Annotated in this window: 14 protein-coding genes and 1 tRNA gene; 12 read left to right on the top strand and 3 right to left on the bottom strand. The window is 61.3% G+C overall.

Translation table 11 applies throughout. The annotated features are described in order from the left end of the window. Positions 1-2: 2 nt before the first annotated feature. Positions 3-1094 (bottom strand): hypothetical protein, encoded by a 1092-nt coding sequence (locus tag N5D91_RS10370; RefSeq protein ID WP_006375359.1) that lies wholly within the window; start codon positions 1092-1094, stop codon positions 3-5. A gap of 765 nt (positions 1095-1859) precedes the next feature. Here N5D91_RS10370 and N5D91_RS10365 point away from each other — a divergent pair. The 11 genes from N5D91_RS10365 to mobF all read left to right on the top strand — a co-directional run bounded on the left by N5D91_RS10365 (position 1860) and on the right by mobF (position 14268). Next, positions 1860-2261, top strand: coding sequence for a hypothetical protein (locus N5D91_RS10365; RefSeq protein ID WP_006375357.1), 402 nt, complete (start codon positions 1860-1862; stop codon positions 2259-2261). Between the two features lie 28 nt (positions 2262-2289). After that, a complete protein-coding gene (locus N5D91_RS10360; protein ID WP_006375355.1) occupies positions 2290-2925 on the top strand; it encodes a hypothetical protein in 636 nt (211 codons plus the stop codon). A gap of 59 nt (positions 2926-2984) precedes the next feature. Next, on the top strand, positions 2985-4049 hold the full coding sequence (locus tag N5D91_RS10355) for a hypothetical protein (RefSeq protein WP_224481862.1): 1065 nt from the start codon (positions 2985-2987) through the stop codon (positions 4047-4049). 65 nt (positions 4050-4114) lie between these two features. After that, entirely contained in the window at positions 4115-4447 is a 333-nt protein-coding gene (locus N5D91_RS10350; protein WP_006375352.1) for a hypothetical protein, read from the top strand. A gap of 23 nt (positions 4448-4470) precedes the next feature. Beyond that, positions 4471-7449, top strand: coding sequence for a TraM recognition domain-containing protein (locus N5D91_RS10345; protein ID WP_006375350.1), 2979 nt, complete (start codon positions 4471-4473; stop codon positions 7447-7449). 86 nt (positions 7450-7535) lie between these two features. Next, positions 7536-8060: a hypothetical protein gene (locus tag N5D91_RS10340; RefSeq protein WP_006375347.1), complete on the top strand. Its 525-nt coding sequence runs from the start codon at positions 7536-7538 to the stop codon at positions 8058-8060. Between the two features lie 137 nt (positions 8061-8197). Then, the gene (locus tag N5D91_RS10335) at positions 8198-8401 is read left to right on the top strand and encodes a hypothetical protein (RefSeq protein WP_032971083.1); all 204 of its coding nucleotides are present in this window, start codon (positions 8198-8200) and stop codon (positions 8399-8401) included. A 151-nt stretch (positions 8402-8552) separates the two neighbouring features. Further along, a tRNA-Tyr gene (locus N5D91_RS10330) sits at positions 8553-8639 on the top strand. Positions 8640-8689: 50 nt separating this feature from the next. Next, the gene (locus tag N5D91_RS10325) at positions 8690-9511 is read left to right on the top strand and encodes an ankyrin repeat domain-containing protein (protein WP_224481860.1); all 822 of its coding nucleotides are present in this window, start codon (positions 8690-8692) and stop codon (positions 9509-9511) included. After that, positions 9489-11375: a helicase HerA-like domain-containing protein gene (locus N5D91_RS10320; RefSeq protein WP_006375344.1), complete on the top strand. Its 1887-nt coding sequence runs from the start codon at positions 9489-9491 to the stop codon at positions 11373-11375. The genes N5D91_RS10325 and N5D91_RS10320 overlap by 23 nt, the downstream gene beginning before the upstream one ends. Positions 11376-11439: 64 nt before the next feature. Beyond that, the gene (gene mobF, locus N5D91_RS10315; RefSeq protein WP_006375342.1) at positions 11440-14268 is read left to right on the top strand and encodes a MobF family relaxase; all 2829 of its coding nucleotides are present in this window, start codon (positions 11440-11442) and stop codon (positions 14266-14268) included. Positions 14269-14272: 4 nt separating this feature from the next. Here the strand turns inward: mobF and N5D91_RS10310 are convergent, their stop codons facing one another. Together N5D91_RS10310 and N5D91_RS10305 are read right to left on the bottom strand one after the other, a co-directional pair. Then, complete coding sequence (locus N5D91_RS10310) at positions 14273-14863, bottom strand: hypothetical protein (RefSeq protein ID WP_032971082.1); 591 nt, start codon at positions 14861-14863, stop codon at positions 14273-14275. An 84-nt stretch (positions 14864-14947) separates the two neighbouring features. Then, entirely contained in the window at positions 14948-15322 is a 375-nt protein-coding gene (locus tag N5D91_RS10305; protein ID WP_152906878.1) for a hypothetical protein, read from the bottom strand. A 450-nt stretch (positions 15323-15772) separates the two neighbouring features. On the opposite strand from N5D91_RS10305, the gene N5D91_RS10300 reads away from it, so the two are divergent. Next, on the top strand, positions 15773-16362 hold a 590-nt coding region (locus N5D91_RS10300; protein ID WP_279907117.1), incomplete at its 3' end, for an adenine-specific methyltransferase EcoRI family protein.

Here is a 16362-nt window from a genome sequence, read left to right as displayed (position 1 = left end):
GGTCAATTGATTGTCTGAGCTTGCCTCAATGGTAAGGGATCCCTGGTGTCCGGGCGCCCTTTCGACTGGCGCTTGCGGGCTTTCAACCACGCCGCCGCCAGATCGTCCACGTCTGCCTGCAGCGCGGCCCGCTCTCCAGGCAGCCATGCCCTCAACGTCCCTTTGGCCACGCCCGCGTCTCGCTTCGCCAAACGCCGCCTTGCTTCCAACCACTGGGCTTTCGTTTCCCCCTCACGTGTGGCTTGACGCTGGGTCCGCATGCGAACCGCATTGGGCTTGTCGCTGTAAGCCGGGACGTGGTCTTTGCCCATGCTGGGCCACAGTGTTTCGTGCGCGCCCTGTCGCCGCAGGCGGATCTGGCGCAGGCTTGGATACCGGGCCATCCACCGGTTCTCAAAGGTGCGGTCGGGAGGGGGAGCAGTCCCCAAAGGCAGGGGAATGACCAACGCGTGGAGGGCAATCAGTTGCCACACCGCCAATTGAAAAACATCCGCGGTCAACCGGAAGGCCACCACCTCGGGGTGTTCCAGCCATTCGCCCTGGTGCACGTTGCGCAAGAGCGCGGCCAAGTCGTTTCGCGTCAGATGGGCACGCTGGGCCAGTGGCCACCCCAACATCCAGCTGTCCGAATGCCGCTCCACGTGGACGAGGAACCGGGGGTGCATCCAGCGCTCTTGGAGCTGGGCAAGGACGGTGGCTGGCTTGGCAAAGCGCCCCACCTCGACCAGGTGGTTGTTGGAGCGCTGCAGGACAAACAGCCGGTCGGCCAGCAAGGCGTCCAAGGTGTCTGGTGGCAGCCGCTGGCTCAACTCGGGCCAGGCCAACAGGTCACGGCTGCCCCGCTCGGTGATGCAGCGCTTGCAAGCCATGCGCAGGTTCTCGGTGTCCGTTGGGCCGCCCTGGCTCAACGGAACGAGCGGTGAAAGCCCCCAGGCGTGGCGACGATCCAAGTCCAGGGGGGCGGTGCAGAAAGCGCACACAGGGCGTTCGGAACGGCGGGCCACGTCCAGCGCCCAACGGGGAGTGGCAGGCGCACGGACGGCATGGAAGGCCAGCACGCGACGGGCAAACGCGTCCAGGTCAGCGGTGGTCATGGGAGCACTCCTGAAACGAAAGCAGGTGGATCATTGATGGGCCAATGGCGGTGAATGAAGGCCATGGCGCGCACCCTTGTTTGACTAAAACGAAATGGGGCGAGGGCTCCGCGCTTTCCTTCCAGGGGTTCTTTGGCTGCCCACTTGCGATTCGGAAAACACGGTGTCGGTGTATCCAAGGGCATTGCACACGTTTGACTAAAACCAACGTGGCTTGGGTGTCGTGGGGTGGTGCGGCGGGTGGGCGAGGGCAACCTGTCCTGGGGATTCGAGGCAATGCGAAATAGTGGGCTGAGAAACTCCGCACGGATTCCCGGGGTGGGGCATCGGTGGGCGTGAGGGGTGGAAGAGCGGGAGCGTTGCGTGGGCATGGTGTGGGCGATGGTCCTGTGGGGCGAGGGGCGTAGACCACCAATAGCGCACCTGGGGCAACACGCAAGGGGCCGCCGAAAAGCAACTGCAAGAGCCCAACGTGTGTGGAAGCAATGTCGGCAGTGGCAGAGAAGCAGGAGCCCGGACGGTTCCCCAGAGTCGTCATACACATGACGCACTGAAGTGGGAGTGCGTTTTTCGCCCAAGAATCGCTGTAACGCCTGCCGAAACCTCAATGCAATCAAGGCCTGGCCATGTCACCACCGAATGGAGACAGTGTCAGTGCTTGTTAGCTCGTTTGGCCCATGTTTTTCAGGCTCCTGACGTGGGGCCTTGCCAACTCCGAGATTCGCGGTATCGGTGGAGTAATCCCGAAACGGAGTTACTCGACCAATGGCGTTCGTTCGTCAAAACGTAAACCTCGACCGTGGGCAGCTGAAACTTGCTCAGCGGCTTGCCCGTGAATCGGGCAGTGGGTTCAGCGCTTACGTGCGAGAGGCGCTGGAGCGACACAACACCGCCACGTCCGTGGTGAGCGTGCTGGAGAACGCCAACGCTCAGCTGGAGCGCCTCATTGACGATCTGCGGGAAGAGAACGCGCTGTTCCGGAGTGCGCTCCAAGAAGACCTGCGGCGGTTGCGAGACGAAACGAAGGCGGAGCAGGACAGCGCCATTCAGCGCTACGAAAAAGCGCTTCGCAAGGTCGTGACGGCGGCCCTCTCGCAACCCTCTCCAAAAGGTTCTGGTGCGGCCAAGGTGCCCGCAACCGGACCCATGACTGCTCCACGCACCTAATTTTCCCCCACAGCAGGAGATCCATCCCATGAAACGTTTTTCCGTTCCTCTCACTCTCTGCCTGGCGGCGTTCTTGCCGCTTCAGGTTTCCGCCCAAGCCGCCCCTGATGCGGTCCATGCCGCGGAGGACGATGGCAAGCCCAATGCCGACAAGAAGCGTCTGTTCAAAGCCGGTGGCATCGGCTGCGTGGCCGGCGGAGCCATCGCCTTGCTCACGGGCAAGAAAGACAAGGCCCTGGGCGCTTGCGCCGCCGGTGCTGCAGTGGGGGCTTCGGCGTCCTACGTGAAGCAGCAGCGGGAGCACGCCGAGCAGGCCGCCGACGCCGCCCGTGCGGCTGGCATGAAGGCCGAAGTGGTCACCAAGACCGAAACCGTGGATGGCAAGCAGGAAGCCGTCCTGGATTCGTTGCGCTTGAACTACAACCCCACCGACATGAAGCGGTTGGACAGCGAAACTCGGGCCTTCCTCGACAAGTTCGCGGGTCTGTTGAACAAGTCCAGCAACGGGTTGACGGTGGTGTTCAAAGGCGCCGACAAGGCCGCCTGCCAGGTGCCCATCGTTGAGCTGGCCAAGCGTGGCGCGCTGTCCAAGGTCACGGTGGACGACCGCTGCGGCAGCGGTGAGCCCGTGATCGTCGTTACCCCGGTGCCTGACGTCCGGTGATCTCAGTGCCCGGGTGTCGATCGATGCTCGGGCTTCCTTCCCCCTTCCGAGGAGCCCACATGACCCCAGAAGAAAAGAACCAAAGAATCCTTCAGCGCAAGCGCAAGGAACTGCTTGAGCGTGCCAAGGCAACCCCAACCGCTTCGCCCACGCAGGAAGAGCGGCTGGTTTCCGATGGCGTGAAAGAAAACCTGAAAGCTGCCGGTCACTGGGCCGGGGTGATCAGCAAGCGCACTGCCGAGTTGACCCAGAAGGGCTTTGTTGCCGCTGCAGAGAAGGCGAAGCAAGCCAAGGCGCAACTGGACGCAAAGCGCACCCGAGAAGCCCAGGAACATCGTGGTGTCGAAGAGAAGCCTCAAGACGCTCCGCTCACCGTGGAGCAGGAAATGTTGGTCAGGCAACTGACGTCCGATGCAGCTGCACCGGTTCTCGTAGGAGCGGGTGATAAGGGAATGTGCACCGTTTGGGAACTGGTTGATGAATTTGGAGAGCCTGGCGCACAGGTTGCAGATGGATTGGGTGGCCCATCGGTGGACGCCAAGGCGTTGAGCAATGAAGATACGGCAGCCTTGGTCAATCTGTCTCAGCAGGACGCAGTGGAAGTCCTGTCCGTTCCCGCGGTGCTTGAAGGGTCCAACCGGCCCCCGGAGGCCGCGTCACCAGAGCAGCCAGTAACTCCAATCCAACCCAGCCCCCGCTCTCGTTTGCCTTGGGTCTTGGCCGGTGTGGTGGCGGTGGTATTGGCCGCGGGGGCGATCTACTTCTTGCTTGGGAAGAACAACCAGGTGCCTCCGAGCACACCGCCTCCCTTGATGCCGGTTGCCACTCCAGCCGTTCCCGAGCAGCTGCCCAAGGTGGTGGAGGACCCCGTGGTCCCGCCCGTTCCAGCAGTGCTTCCAGAGCAGGCCGAGCCAGAACCTGCGATCGAGAAGCCAGAGCCGGTCGACGCTCCCCCGGTAACGACGACAGCGCTGATTGCGTCCCAGCCCAAGCCTTCGCCGAAACGTGCGACCGCCCCATTGCCGAGGACGGCCCCCGCACCCGCCGCCGAGCCAAGGAATGACTGGCAGCAAAAAGCCAACGCAGACCTGGACGCTTGGGCGAAGAAGTCGGGGATCGACTGATCCCCCTTGCGCATCCGCGGATTCGATCTAGAAAGAAGTGACCTACTCACGAATAAGGGGGCGACATGTTCAAGTGGCTGTTCACGCAATACCGGGAACCCGGAAAACTTCACTTCGGCTCAAAGTGGCTGAACCTGCACGGGCGCTTGTTCCTCGGCAGCCCTGAATCGTTTGGCATGGGCCACCTGAGCGAAGGCGTCCGCCGCACTTTCTACTACTTGCGCGCCGATCGCAGGCCTCCGGTCAGAGACGACGCCGCGTATGAGGCGTGGACCAAGGATCGGCTCTACGCGAGCAAGGTTGAGCAGGTCGCAGAGCGCTGGGTGGCCAAGGCGGGCTTCCTGGCGTGCGCGCCGCTTTGCTTGGTGCTTGCCGTCTTGGCGCATTGGCTTCGTTGATTTGACAGGGGAGGGAAACAGAGATGGAAGCAATCAGTTTGTTCAACGTGCTTGACTGGACGAGTGGCTTGGGCCGCAAGTTCCGACGGAAGAGCGGCGAGCCTTCGGGCGTGAAAGAAGAAATCATCGTCCAGTCCCACGAGGAGTATGAAAACCTCGTGGGTCGCTTTGACGTGACCGATCGCGTTCGCAGCCGAGAGCTCGATGTGCCGGAGGCTGATCGGGATTTCGCGAAGGAATGCGGCGCGGTCTGGGACGAGAACGCCCAGGTGTTCAAGGTGCCCGAAGGACGCAGCGAGGACGAGTTCCAGGAGTGGTGGCCGAAGGTTCCGGAGGATTTGCGTGACACCCAATCGCGGATCATCACGACGAAGCGTGGGCGGCGTGCCGAGGGCTTCTTGCAGGGCAACGACATGGGGCAGGGCGGCGACAGCCTGGCCACTCCCTTGATGTATCTGGCCTTCCCCGTGATCGGCGTTCTGGCAACCTTCCTGGTGAGCCTCATCGGTTGGGCCGGCTGGGCCGCTCTGCTGCTGACCATTCCATACTTCATCGCCCTCAAGCAAGGCGAGGGCATGAAGGAGGCCCTGAAAGCCCTGGTGCTGCTGCAATGGGTTCCGATGGCGCTTCAGTTCATGGTCGGCGACAGCAAGGGCGGCACCGAGGTGGCAATGCAAGCCGGCGGCATGGCTGTGTATGCCCAGATGGCCAAGACCTACCTGTGGTGGGCCTTTGGCTTGGTCGGCGTCCTGTTTGTGGTTTGCTTTGTGGCGGCGGCCTCGCACCCGCACCGGGGCGTCATTGGCGGGACAGCCGCGCGCTTCATTCAAGCGATGCAGTGGGTGGGCCTCATCTTTGCCGCCTTGGTTGTCGCCAAGGTCCTGCCGTTTGGCTTGGGCGAGGCGGCACCTTACGTGTTGGCCTGCATGTATGCGATGCAATACGCCGAAGGCAACTTTGTCCAAAACGCCGCCCGGCTCTACCTGCAGAACAACGACAACAACCTGGCCACCCAAGGGGCGTTGATCAACTCACACGTCAAGGCACGTGAACAGCAAGCCGAGGCGGCCCTGCGGGACAAGACCCCGCTGATCACCATCGGGCGCGCCACGGGGCATCTGTCCGACAAAGGTTATGGCTACTCGCCCGACTTGGGCACCGTGATGATGTTCTCATGGCGCGATTGCCAGCAGGGCCTGCTCGTGTTCGGGGCCATCGGTTCGGGCAAATCCTATGCCGCGTTGCGACCCATCGCTCGTCGGTTCCGTAAAGCCGCCTTGGCAATGGCGTGTGTGGCGTCGGAACAAGGCGATGTAAGGGAGCGTTTGACGCGGCAGAAGCTGGCCGGCGGTGCTCTCATTGCCGACGGTAAAGACGGAGCAATCATCGCGGATCTGGAAGGATTGTTCGACATCGTCGTCAAGCCAGGAATGCGCGTGGGGCCCTATGAAGGGTTGGCGCCGGATCAGATCGTGCGGGCATTGCGCGGCGCATCCGGTGGGCGCGTGGACGAGAAATCCAAGCTTTGGACGGATGGTGGCGATGCGTTTCTCTACCACACGGGCATCATCCTTCGTGCGCTCGTGGATCACGAGATGGCTTACAGGTCCTGGTGCTCGGCCAAGCTGGAAGGGTTGGAGCGTGCACAGATGAACGCGGAGCTTGAGCTGGTCAAACAGCGAAAGCTGGGCGAGGACGTGGCCGAGACTGAGGCGTTGATCGAGCGGATCGCCGAGCAGATCGCCATCCATCGAATCCCGGTGAGCGACGACAGGCAATGGCATTACACGCCATTCCACCACATCAAGTTGTTGTCCATTGTGGAACGCGTGATTCCCGCCAGCCCCGCGCCTCGTGCCAATGCAAAGCTGATGGAGGTGGTGAAATACTTGGGCCTGGAAGAGGCGGACACGAGCCATGAAGAAGAGGGGCGGCTGGCCTATGCGGCTTACCTGCAGCAGCACCGCCTTCGTCAGGACAACGCTCCCGAAACCATCCATCCAGACCTCTTCCGTCCCATGTCTCAGCTGCAGAGCTCGCTGGAATGGGCGTTCCAGGAGATTCCCGCGATGCATCCGGAACAGAGACAATCGTTCACGCTCAACTCACGAGGGCTGCTGGAGAAGCTCTTGCGGGGCGAAAAGCTGCGGGACAGCAAGACGGACATGCCTTGGCATTCGATTGAGACGGGCGAGGTGGACGTGTCCGACGCACTCTATGGAGCCATGGTAGGCCTCTTCTTGCCCCCCACCCAATTCGGTGAAGCGGGTGAAATGATGATGCGCCTGCTCAAACAGCGGGTCATGAACGGAATCAAGGCGCGTGGTGCATTCGGCGACAAGTGGCGCGAAGCGTTGCCTGGGCAAACCGAGGTGATGTTGATGATGGACGAGGCCCACCTGTTGTTGACGGCCGATGACATCAACCTGTTCTCCGTTTCGCGCTCGCTGGGGTTGATGCCCGTGCTTGCAACGCAAGGGTTTGAAAGCTTGGTCAACGCCTTTGGATCAGTCAACGAGGCGGAGCTGATGGCCAACACGATGCAATCGGTGATCGCGCTGAAGTGCTCGCACAACACCCACGAATACCTGGAAAAGCGGTTCGGACAGGCAACGTTGACCACGTTCAAACAGCGCACCCGGGGCATCGACTACCAAGGCGGCATGAACAATTGGCGCCACTCCGTGCTCAACGACCCGGATCATGCCTACGCGTCCGCCTACGACAAGATGCGAATGGAAGGGGCCGGGCGGTTGACGGCTTCGCGCATCGACGCCGTGACGGGTCGCCGCTGGCGGATTGGATCGGAGGACACGCTGGGCCAAGACGAGATCGCGCGCGACATCGACATGCCCACCGGGGGCAAGCGCGAGGTGCAGCCGCTCTTCCTGCAGGAAGAATACTCCGCTCTTCTTGAGCCCCGCGGTCACGCCATCGTGGCGCTGAGCCGTGCCGGCATCAAGCGCTTCGACCTGGCGGAGCTGCTGCCCGACGCGGATTGATGCGGATAGGCGAGGGGGTTTGCCCCCTTGCCAAACCTGCGGATTGATCAACGATGAGCCTATTCACCCCAGCGGAGGAAACAAACATGAGCAACACCCTCTCCCAACCCATCGAAGAAATGACCGAGCTGCGAGCACTCCAGGCGCAGCGCAACGAGCGGCTTCTGGTCGATCGCCCACCGCCCCAGAAGGACAGCGCGGCCCGGGCCGACTTCGAGCAGAACGTGGCCCAAGACCAAGACGCCATCGAGCAACGCCGACAGCGCGTTCTGGATTGGGCAGAGAAGGCCTCGCCCGATCAGATCGCCGCGCTCCAGGCAAAGATCCAGGAGGCCGACAAAGCCGTTCGTGATGCAAAGCCGGACGACAAGCACGAGCAGGTGGTTCATGCGACCGTTGCGCAGTGGCGGCAGCAACGCGGGGCCCAGCGGGAGGAGACCCCTCCCATGTTGACCCGTGAGCAGCGGATGGAGAACGGACCTGGGCGCCTGGGATACGCCGATTACGCCCGCAGTTCGTTGAAGGAGGCGGCTTTCATGAAGGACTACGCTGCCAATTACGATTGGGAGAAGCACCAGAAGCAGGCCCAACCGAACGTCTTCCGACAGTAATTTTTCATCGATGTTCAAATCTGCCCGGTTCTGCGCAGAATCGGGCATTTTTGCGTCTTGACGTCCAGTTTGATGGTGCTTTACTGGTTTTGTAAAGAGTAGGTAGACCTACTCATAAAGCCAAAAGGAGAGCCACCATGTCCACGTTGTTCAATGCCCTCAAAGACTTCGCTTTCGAAAACGCGGTTCCACTGCTGACCAGCTTGTTCCTGCTGACCGCGGCCTTCGCAGCGGCTGTTCTCGTCTACCCCCCGGCCGTTCCGGTTCTGCTCAAAGTGGTGGCCATGGCGGTGGCGGGCTTTGTGACCATCGGGGTAGTGGTCCAGACTTCCTTCCGGTGAGCAGCCGGCGCTGGCTCAAGCTGCGTGCAAGGTGCAGGAAGCGTTGGCGCCGGTTTGACTGGGATGGGTTTGATTTCTGGTTCTACCCCGCGCTGATTTTCTACATGTTGGGTTGGATCGTCTTTGGCCCACCCGACAGCGTTTAGCGTTCGGGTCAGTAGTCCGGTAACGAAGCCGGGGCAGTCTGTAAAACTGCTGGTTCACTCCCCTGCAGGTTCAAGTCCTGCCTGACCCACCATTTCTGCGTGTTGGCTTGACGGCCAGCGATTCAACGCTACAACCATGGGGATGGACACCCAAGAATCCCTGTTGCGCCTCTTGCGTCCCCTGGGCCTCCAGCGAGCGGAGGCCTTGACGGGCGCGCTCGCGCGCGAAGCCGATGCGTCCAAAGGCCTTCACGATTCGCAAGTGTTGGCGCGTGCCCACGCCCTGAGCGTTGCCCCTGTCGAGGGTCGGTTGGGCGATCTGGTCTGGCAGGTCCGCCAGCGGAAGCACGATGATGTGCCCCAAGTGGACCTGCGCTGGGGCTTGCATAGGCTTGGGTTCGACGCGCCCACGCGGGCGTCCACCCAGAACCTGGTGCGTGCTTACGAGAGGCGCTTGGCAGACCGTGACGAGCCGATGGTTTACAGCACCTTGGCAGAGAGGGTGGCTGGGTTGTCCATGGCAGAGCACGTCTCGCTCTTCCAAGGCATGGCGATGGCGGTGGAGGAAGCGCGGGCACGGCAGTCCGATGCAAACCGGTTGCGGGAGAACGCACCATGGCAGGGCTGGCTCGTGGGGGCGTCCCGGGCGGGCCACGAAGCAGCACTGCTGGCCTGCATCGGCATGGGCGCGGACGCCCGGCTGCCCGATGCCAGCGGCAACACGCCACTGCATCATGCGGCCCGGTTTGGTCGCGCCTTGCTGGTCACCCCGCTGGTCCAAGCCGGCGCTGATGTGGCGGCCCTCAACGGCCACGGGTGGGCACCGCTCCACCTTGCCGCCCTTCACAAGCACGCCCGGGCCTGCCTCCACTTGATGGCCCACGGCGCCAATCCTGAGCAGCCAGGGTGGCGAGGGCGGACCCCAACGCGCATGCACCGACATGAGCAAACCCAAGCCCTTTGACGCGCTGGGTGACGTGCCCGGCAGCGTTGCGCCTTCCCAGCCGGTCCGATACTGGCACCGCGCCGTTCTTGCCGGTGCATTCGTTTTTGGCTTGGCCTACGTGGGGAGCATGGGCGTTGCCTGGCTCTTGCCGAATCCCGATGGCTCGCTCATCCGCTTCGCCGATGCTTTGAAAGGTGGTCTGGTGACCGCTTTTCACTTCCTGACCGCTGGCATCTCGGCACGTGCTCCGGCACGGGAGTTCATCGAACTGGTGTCCTACCACCACCCAGTGGCGACATGGTCCCGGATCGGGGTGTCGCTTCTGCTGGCGGCGGGCCTCGGTCTGCGGGTGTTCCTCAAGGCGACCGAGCCGGTGAGCAACACCTGGCACCTGTCCGGACCGCGGTTGCTGGAAGGAAAAGAGGCCGTGGACGAAGCCCGGCACCGCTTGATGACACCCAAGGAAGCCGAGGCGGATCCCTTCGCCCTGTCCCTCCACCCCGATCTGTTGCTGTCTAAAAAGCATTGGGCGCGCCACGTCCTGATCACCGGCTCGGTGGGTTCGGGCAAGAGCGTCATCCTCAAGCACATCCTGGAACAACTGACGCGAAAGAGGGACGCAAAGCTGTTCCTTTACGACATCAAGGGTGATTTCACGTCGATTTTCAAAAGGCCCATCATCGTGTCGCCCTTCGATGCGCGCTCCCACGTGTGGGACGTCGCCGCCGACGTGCGGACCCCGACCCAAGCGGCGGCGTTCGCTGCCTCGATCATCCCGGAGGGCGACGGCAACGCAAAGTTCTGGAGCATGGCCGCCCAGGACTTGTTAATTGGGTGCGTGCGCGAGCTCCAAAACACCCGGCCTGGCCAGTGGGGGTGGCGCGATCTGGCGGCCGTGGTGCGCCGTCCGGCCGCGGAGATGGCCGCAGGCATGCGCCCGCATTACCCCCGCGGCGCCGCACTGGTGCGTGACCCGGAAAGCCAGACCACGTCCAGCGTGCTGTCTTCCTTGGGGGGCTTCACCCGCCTTATCGACGATCTGGCCATCGCATGGCCCAAGGTTGGCAAGCGCCGTTTCTCGATGACCGAGTGGATACGGGACGACTACAACGGGCGCAAGCAGGTCATCGTTCAATCCGGACCGGACCCAACCCTGACGAAGGCCTACATCGCCGCCATGATCAACGTGGCCGTGCCGGATCTCATTGGGCCAGGCTTGCCGGACAACGAGGGCGGGCGTGGGCTCTACTTCGTGTTCGACGAGCTGACCAGCGCCGGGCGCTTGAACATCGATCCCTTGCTGGCGTTGGGACGCAGCAAAGGAGTGGTGGCCATCATGGCGGTCCAGGATCACTCCCAGATTGAGTTGGTCTATGGGGACAAGACCGCCCAGGCCTTCTCGTCGCTGGTGGGGACCCACGTGGTGTGCCAAGTGCAAATGGGGGCGACCCGGGACAAGCTGGCCAGCCAGCTCGGCAAGCGAAAAATCGCCTGGCGTGGGCACGAGGACAAAGCCCAAGTCCACGAAGAAAGCCGCGCGTTGGTTTCCAGCGGTGAGCTCACCGATCGGCTGGGTTTCCGAAAAGGCAAGCGCTACGGTCCCGAGACGTGGGGCATCGAGGCGATCGTGCAGATGGGTGGGGACGTGCTGTTGCTGACATGGCCCGGGAAGAGCCACCCAACGGTTCGCGAGGGGCAGGTGGCCGCTGCGTGGACCACCAAGCCAGCTGGCCCGGTGGTCGAGGGTGAAGGGCCATCACCGGCCGCGTCCCCTGCAAGCGCTGGCGCGTCCGCCTTCCCAACCACCGCCGAAGGCATCGATGCGGTGCAGCGGGTATTGACCATGACACCGGAGGAAATCGACGCGCTTTTCCAGCGGTGAGCGGCCTTGCCAACTCTCCGTTTTCTGGGACCTTGGAACAGTCAACGTTCTTTAGGGGAGCCCCATGATCAATCGCACGCCCATCAATGCCAAGGGCCAAAACTCGCACAGTGGCAACATGTTCGACTACATGCTGGCCACCGAGCGCCTGACCATCGACAGCGCCGTGGCCTATTACGCCGGCAGCGGTCCCGATCCGCGGCAGACGCTCAACTGGGGCGGCAAGCTCGCCGCCGAACTCGGCCTGGAAGGGCAGCCGGTCACCCGTGAGGTGATGGAAAAGCTTGGCAAGGGCTTTTCTCCCACCGGAAGGCCGTTGTGCAAAAACGCGGGCAAGGAGCCCCAATTGGTTATCAAAACGGATCGCTGGGGAAACGTGCGGTTGGACGACGACGGCAAGCCGATGGAGAAGTGGGAGGGGGGCCATCGGGTGGGGTTCGATCTGACCATTTCCGCCCCCGGGGACGTGAGCGTGGCGTTCGCGCTGGCGGATGATCGCGAGAAGCTGGCCATCCTGGAGGCCCACCGCCAGGCCTGCGCCGTCGCGATGCGCTACATCGAGAGCAAGGTAGAGACCCGGCGCGGAGAAGCGGGCGTAGACGTTATAGGCACGGCGGGATTGGTTTGGGCAGCCGCCGACCACGTCAGCAACCGGAACGTGGAATCCGACCTGCACACCCATCATCTTGTGTTCGGGGTTTCGAGGGGCGAGGACGGTCGGTGGGGCACCTACGACGCAATTGAGATCTATCGTCACACCCGCGCTGCGGATCACCTCTACAAGGCCGAGCTCTACAACGCAATGAAAGCGTTGGGCTATGGGATCCAGCGGGAACGGGAGGTGGACGTGATGGGGCACGAGACGGGCCAGATTCTCACCACGATTGCCGGAATCGACCGGGAGCTGGTGCTTAAGATGAAGACCCGCCGCCAGGAAATCCTGGACTACGTCAAAGAACACCCCAACGCCAGCCACGACGAGGCCTGCAAGGCCACCCGCAAGAAGAAGGAAGAACCGCCCTTCGAGCAGGTGGTCAAGGACTGGCAGCAAACCTTGTCCAACATCGCTAAAGAGCACCCGGAGCTGGTTCCCACCACCCAGTCGCTCAAGCAGACGAAAGGCCAGCACCTGGACCCGCATACGTTTGACGAGGTTTTGAAGCGCATGCACGAGAACGAGGCGATGTTCTGCGAGCATAACCTGGTCCGGGAGTTGGGGATGGAGTTCGCCGGGCAAAAGAACTCGGAAGAGGTTCTCCAAATGGTGAAAGAGTTCACCGAGCAGGACGATCTGGTGCGCGTGAAACCCGAATACCTCCACAAAGAGGACCGTGGCGCTAGGCTGGCACGAAGGCACAGTGAGGACCGTTTTTCCGCCACCTGGATGGTCGAATTGGAGGCCGAGATCATCCGCCGCTCGAAGGAGCGAGAGAGCGAGACGGACCTGAAGCTTTTCCGCTCCACCGTGGATCGGGAGATCGCCGCTTACGAAAAGCGAAAGGGGTTCACCCTCACAGAGGAGCAGAAAGCCGCCATCGGTCACCTCACTTACGGCACGGCCGGTGTGGGGGTCATGTCGGGGTTGGCCGGCACCGGCAAGACCACCGTGGCCGAGGTCTACAAGCAGTGCTTCGAAGCCGAAGGAAAGCAGTTGATGGGCTTGGCCGTGTCGGGTAAAGCCGCGGCCAAGCTGGAAGAAGAGTCCGGGATGCCCTGCATGTCTGTTGCAAAGTTCTTTTCCCAGATCCGGCAGGGCAAGGTTGCTCTGACGAAGAAGGACGTGGTGGTGCTCGATGAAGCCGGCATGGTGGCCACCGATGACACCTTGAAACTCATGACCTACTGCCAGGGGGTGGGCGCCAAGCTTGTCATGCAGGGAGACAGTGACCAGCTTCAGCCCATCGCTGCGGGCAACGGCTTTGAGCTCGCGAAGATGGCCTTGGGGGACAAGAAACTGACCGAAATCCGCCGGCAGAAGAACGCTGATGACCTGACCACCGCCAACAGCTTCTACGAGCGGGACGCCGAGGGAAAGGTCAAGAACATGCGACGCGGGCACCGCAGCCGCCAAGGCACATTCCATATGGGCGAAGAAATCCTGAACAACCTCAAGCAACGCGACTGCATCGACGACTTCGGCACGGACAAGCAGGCCATCAAAGCGTTGGTGGACGATTACTTGAAAGACAAGACGCCCATGGACGAGAAGCTGGTCTTGGCCCACACGCGCTCTGAAGTCAAGGCGCTCACCACAGGAATCCGAAAGGGGCTCCAGGAACAAGGCGTGCTGGACAAGGAGGAATTCACCTTCCGCTCGATCGTGAAAGGGCAGTGGGAGGACCTGACGCTCTCACGCCGCGACCGTGTGATGTTCACGGCGACCAACAACGACTTGGGCGTCATCAACGGCACCGAGGGCACGGTGGAGAGCATTCGGAAGGACAAATCCGGTGGCTACGACCTGGTGGTGCGCATCGACTCTTCGAACCCGAAAGAGGACGGGCGCATCCTGAAGTTCAACACCAGCGAGCACAACGCCTTGGCCCACCGGTATGCCATGACCGTTCACAAGGCGCAGGGGCAGGGGAAATCCGAGGTTTACCACCTGGCCACGAACATGGGCATGCTCGACCAGCAGTCTGCCTTGGTGGCGTTCACCCGCCTCACCAAAGGCAGCTACCGCATGTATACGACGGACAACGTGATGGATCGCTTGGCCGAACGGCTGGGAACCGAACGGCACAAAGAAATGGCGCTGAGCGTCGGACTGTCCAAGAGGCAGGCCGTCCCGGTGCATAACCTGGTCCAGGACGTGGAAGAGTTGTTGGCAGGATTGAAATCGCAAACCCAGGTGCCGGTAGAAAAGCATCGGGGCGCAGTGCACAACCATTGAATGGTTAGTCCATTGCCAGTCGGTCTTCGATTTCCCCGTCATCAGTCTCTGTGAAGAAAGCGAAATTGACCGCATAGAGTTCAATGATGGATTTCATGATGGTAGAAATCCTTGAGTCCGCCATGGATGTTGATTTCGCTTTGAAGATGAGGTGGTAGATGGCGGCCCATGTCGCTGCGCTGTCGTGAAACTTGATACGATTTCGCGGGCCAAGAAGCGAGCGGAATCTGCCCTCGGTAACCAATGCCTCAGCGGATTCTTCATGAACTACTTCGCATGAGGACATGAATAGGCGGCAGTTCTTTGGGATGCCAGACAGAAGTTCAGCCAGTCGCTGATAGGTGACTCCTTCTTGATTGGTCGTGTCGATGCCGTTCTTGTCCCCATGAGCAGAGATGTGCAGGTATCTGTATCCTGAGGCCCTGAAATCTCGAACTGCTGCCTTGAACTCCTTTCGAGTGCGGACATACGAATACTTGGTCTCCTTCCCGTGGAGACGAAGAATCTGAGCTAAGAAGACACCCTCAAACCGGCCATTGCCCTCATCATTCGGATAAAGGGATTCGATGATGTAAACGTTGGGGGTGGTCTTCATTTTTTTAGGTGCTTTGTTTGAAAGCCCATTCTGAGGCAAGAGTCGTTCAACTTGTCAACGGGGGAATGGCCTACTTGACGCACTTTAGGGGGCCTCCGCCTTCCACCCGTTAGACCAGGCCAGCAGGATCCAAAGCCGCTGTTCGGCTTCTGTCCAACCTCTGAAATGACTGCCAAGGCTCCGTTCGAGCCAGGCACTTGCAAGGTTCGAGCCTGCCAGCAGGGGCGCACATCCCATTTGCTGCTCGATGATCAGCCCTGCTTCCGCACCGGTGGCCCACCCGAGCAACCGATAGCTTTGCCGTTGCTTTCCCACCGCGGCCACTCCCACCTTGGGAAAGGTTTCTGGCAACGCCACGCACCACCATCCAGAGCCGACACCGGGTGCTCTCACGCGATACCGGTTCTTGGCTTCATCCGCCAACCGCTGCATTCGCAACTGCACCGCGCCCCAGCTCATGCCCGTCCGCTTCTGAATGGCATGGACTGATAGGCCGCGGCAGGCCAACGCAGCCACACGCTCCAACCCGTGCTCCGGGCCGCCGCGCAAGTAATGCGCAGGGCCGCGCATCGCGTCCCACTCATTGCACACCGGGCACCACCAGCGGCGCACGTCTCCAAGGCCGCGCACGCCTCGCGAGATCATAGGGTTTCCGCACGGGTGACGGGGACTTTTTAGCTTTATGGATTTCTGGCTCATTTCAACATCACGATGAGCAGCTGAAACCTTGCTGTCCAGTGCCTGAAAACAAGAATTGCGGAGTTGGTTCGCAGTTTTGTATTTTAGTCACTTCTCAAAACGTTTTAGTCAGCGTTGAAGTATTGCGGAATCTTGTCGTTCTGGTTCCTTGATAAAGAGACCAGCTCAAGAAGATGAAGCGCCGAGGTCTCGATCACTGGAGACCATGACGTGCTTATCGACGAGACAACGAGTGTTGAGAATGCTGAAGTTGAGATTGCTGACTCAGGAAAACCGCCGAGGAAGAAAAACTCAAACCTGACAGCGGCCAAGCGGGCCAAGAACGACGAGTTCTACACCCGCATCGAAGACATTCAGAACGAAATCCAGCACTACGCCTCTCACTTCGAGGGGAAGACGGTCTTCTGCAACTGCGACGACCCCATCTGGTCGAACTTCTGGGTGTTCTTCCACGACTGCTTCGACCGGTTGAAGCTCAAGCGCTTGGTCGCGACCTACTACACCAAGAACGGGAAGTCCGCCGGCAAGCTCGTCTGCCATGACGAGAAGCGCGACGCCGCCGGCAAGCCGGAAGTCCTGACCTATGACCTGCAAGGCGATGGGGACTTCCGTAGCCCCGAATGCGTGGCGCTGCTGAAGGACGCGGACATTGTCTGCACCAATCCGCCATTCTCCCTCTTCCGGGAATACATTGCTCAGCTGATGGAGCACGGCAAGCGGTTCCTCATCGTGGGCGACATGAACGCGATCACCTACAAGGAAGTGTTTCCGCTCATTCGAGCAAACAAGGTGTGGCTGGG

This window comes from Stenotrophomonas sp. GD03794 (assembly GCF_029842145.1).
In the GTDB taxonomy this organism is placed as follows: Bacteria; Pseudomonadota; Gammaproteobacteria; order Xanthomonadales; family Xanthomonadaceae; genus Stenotrophomonas; species Stenotrophomonas riyadhensis.
Note: the sequence above shows the minus strand (reverse complement) of the source record. Positions and strands in the feature narration are given on the sequence as shown.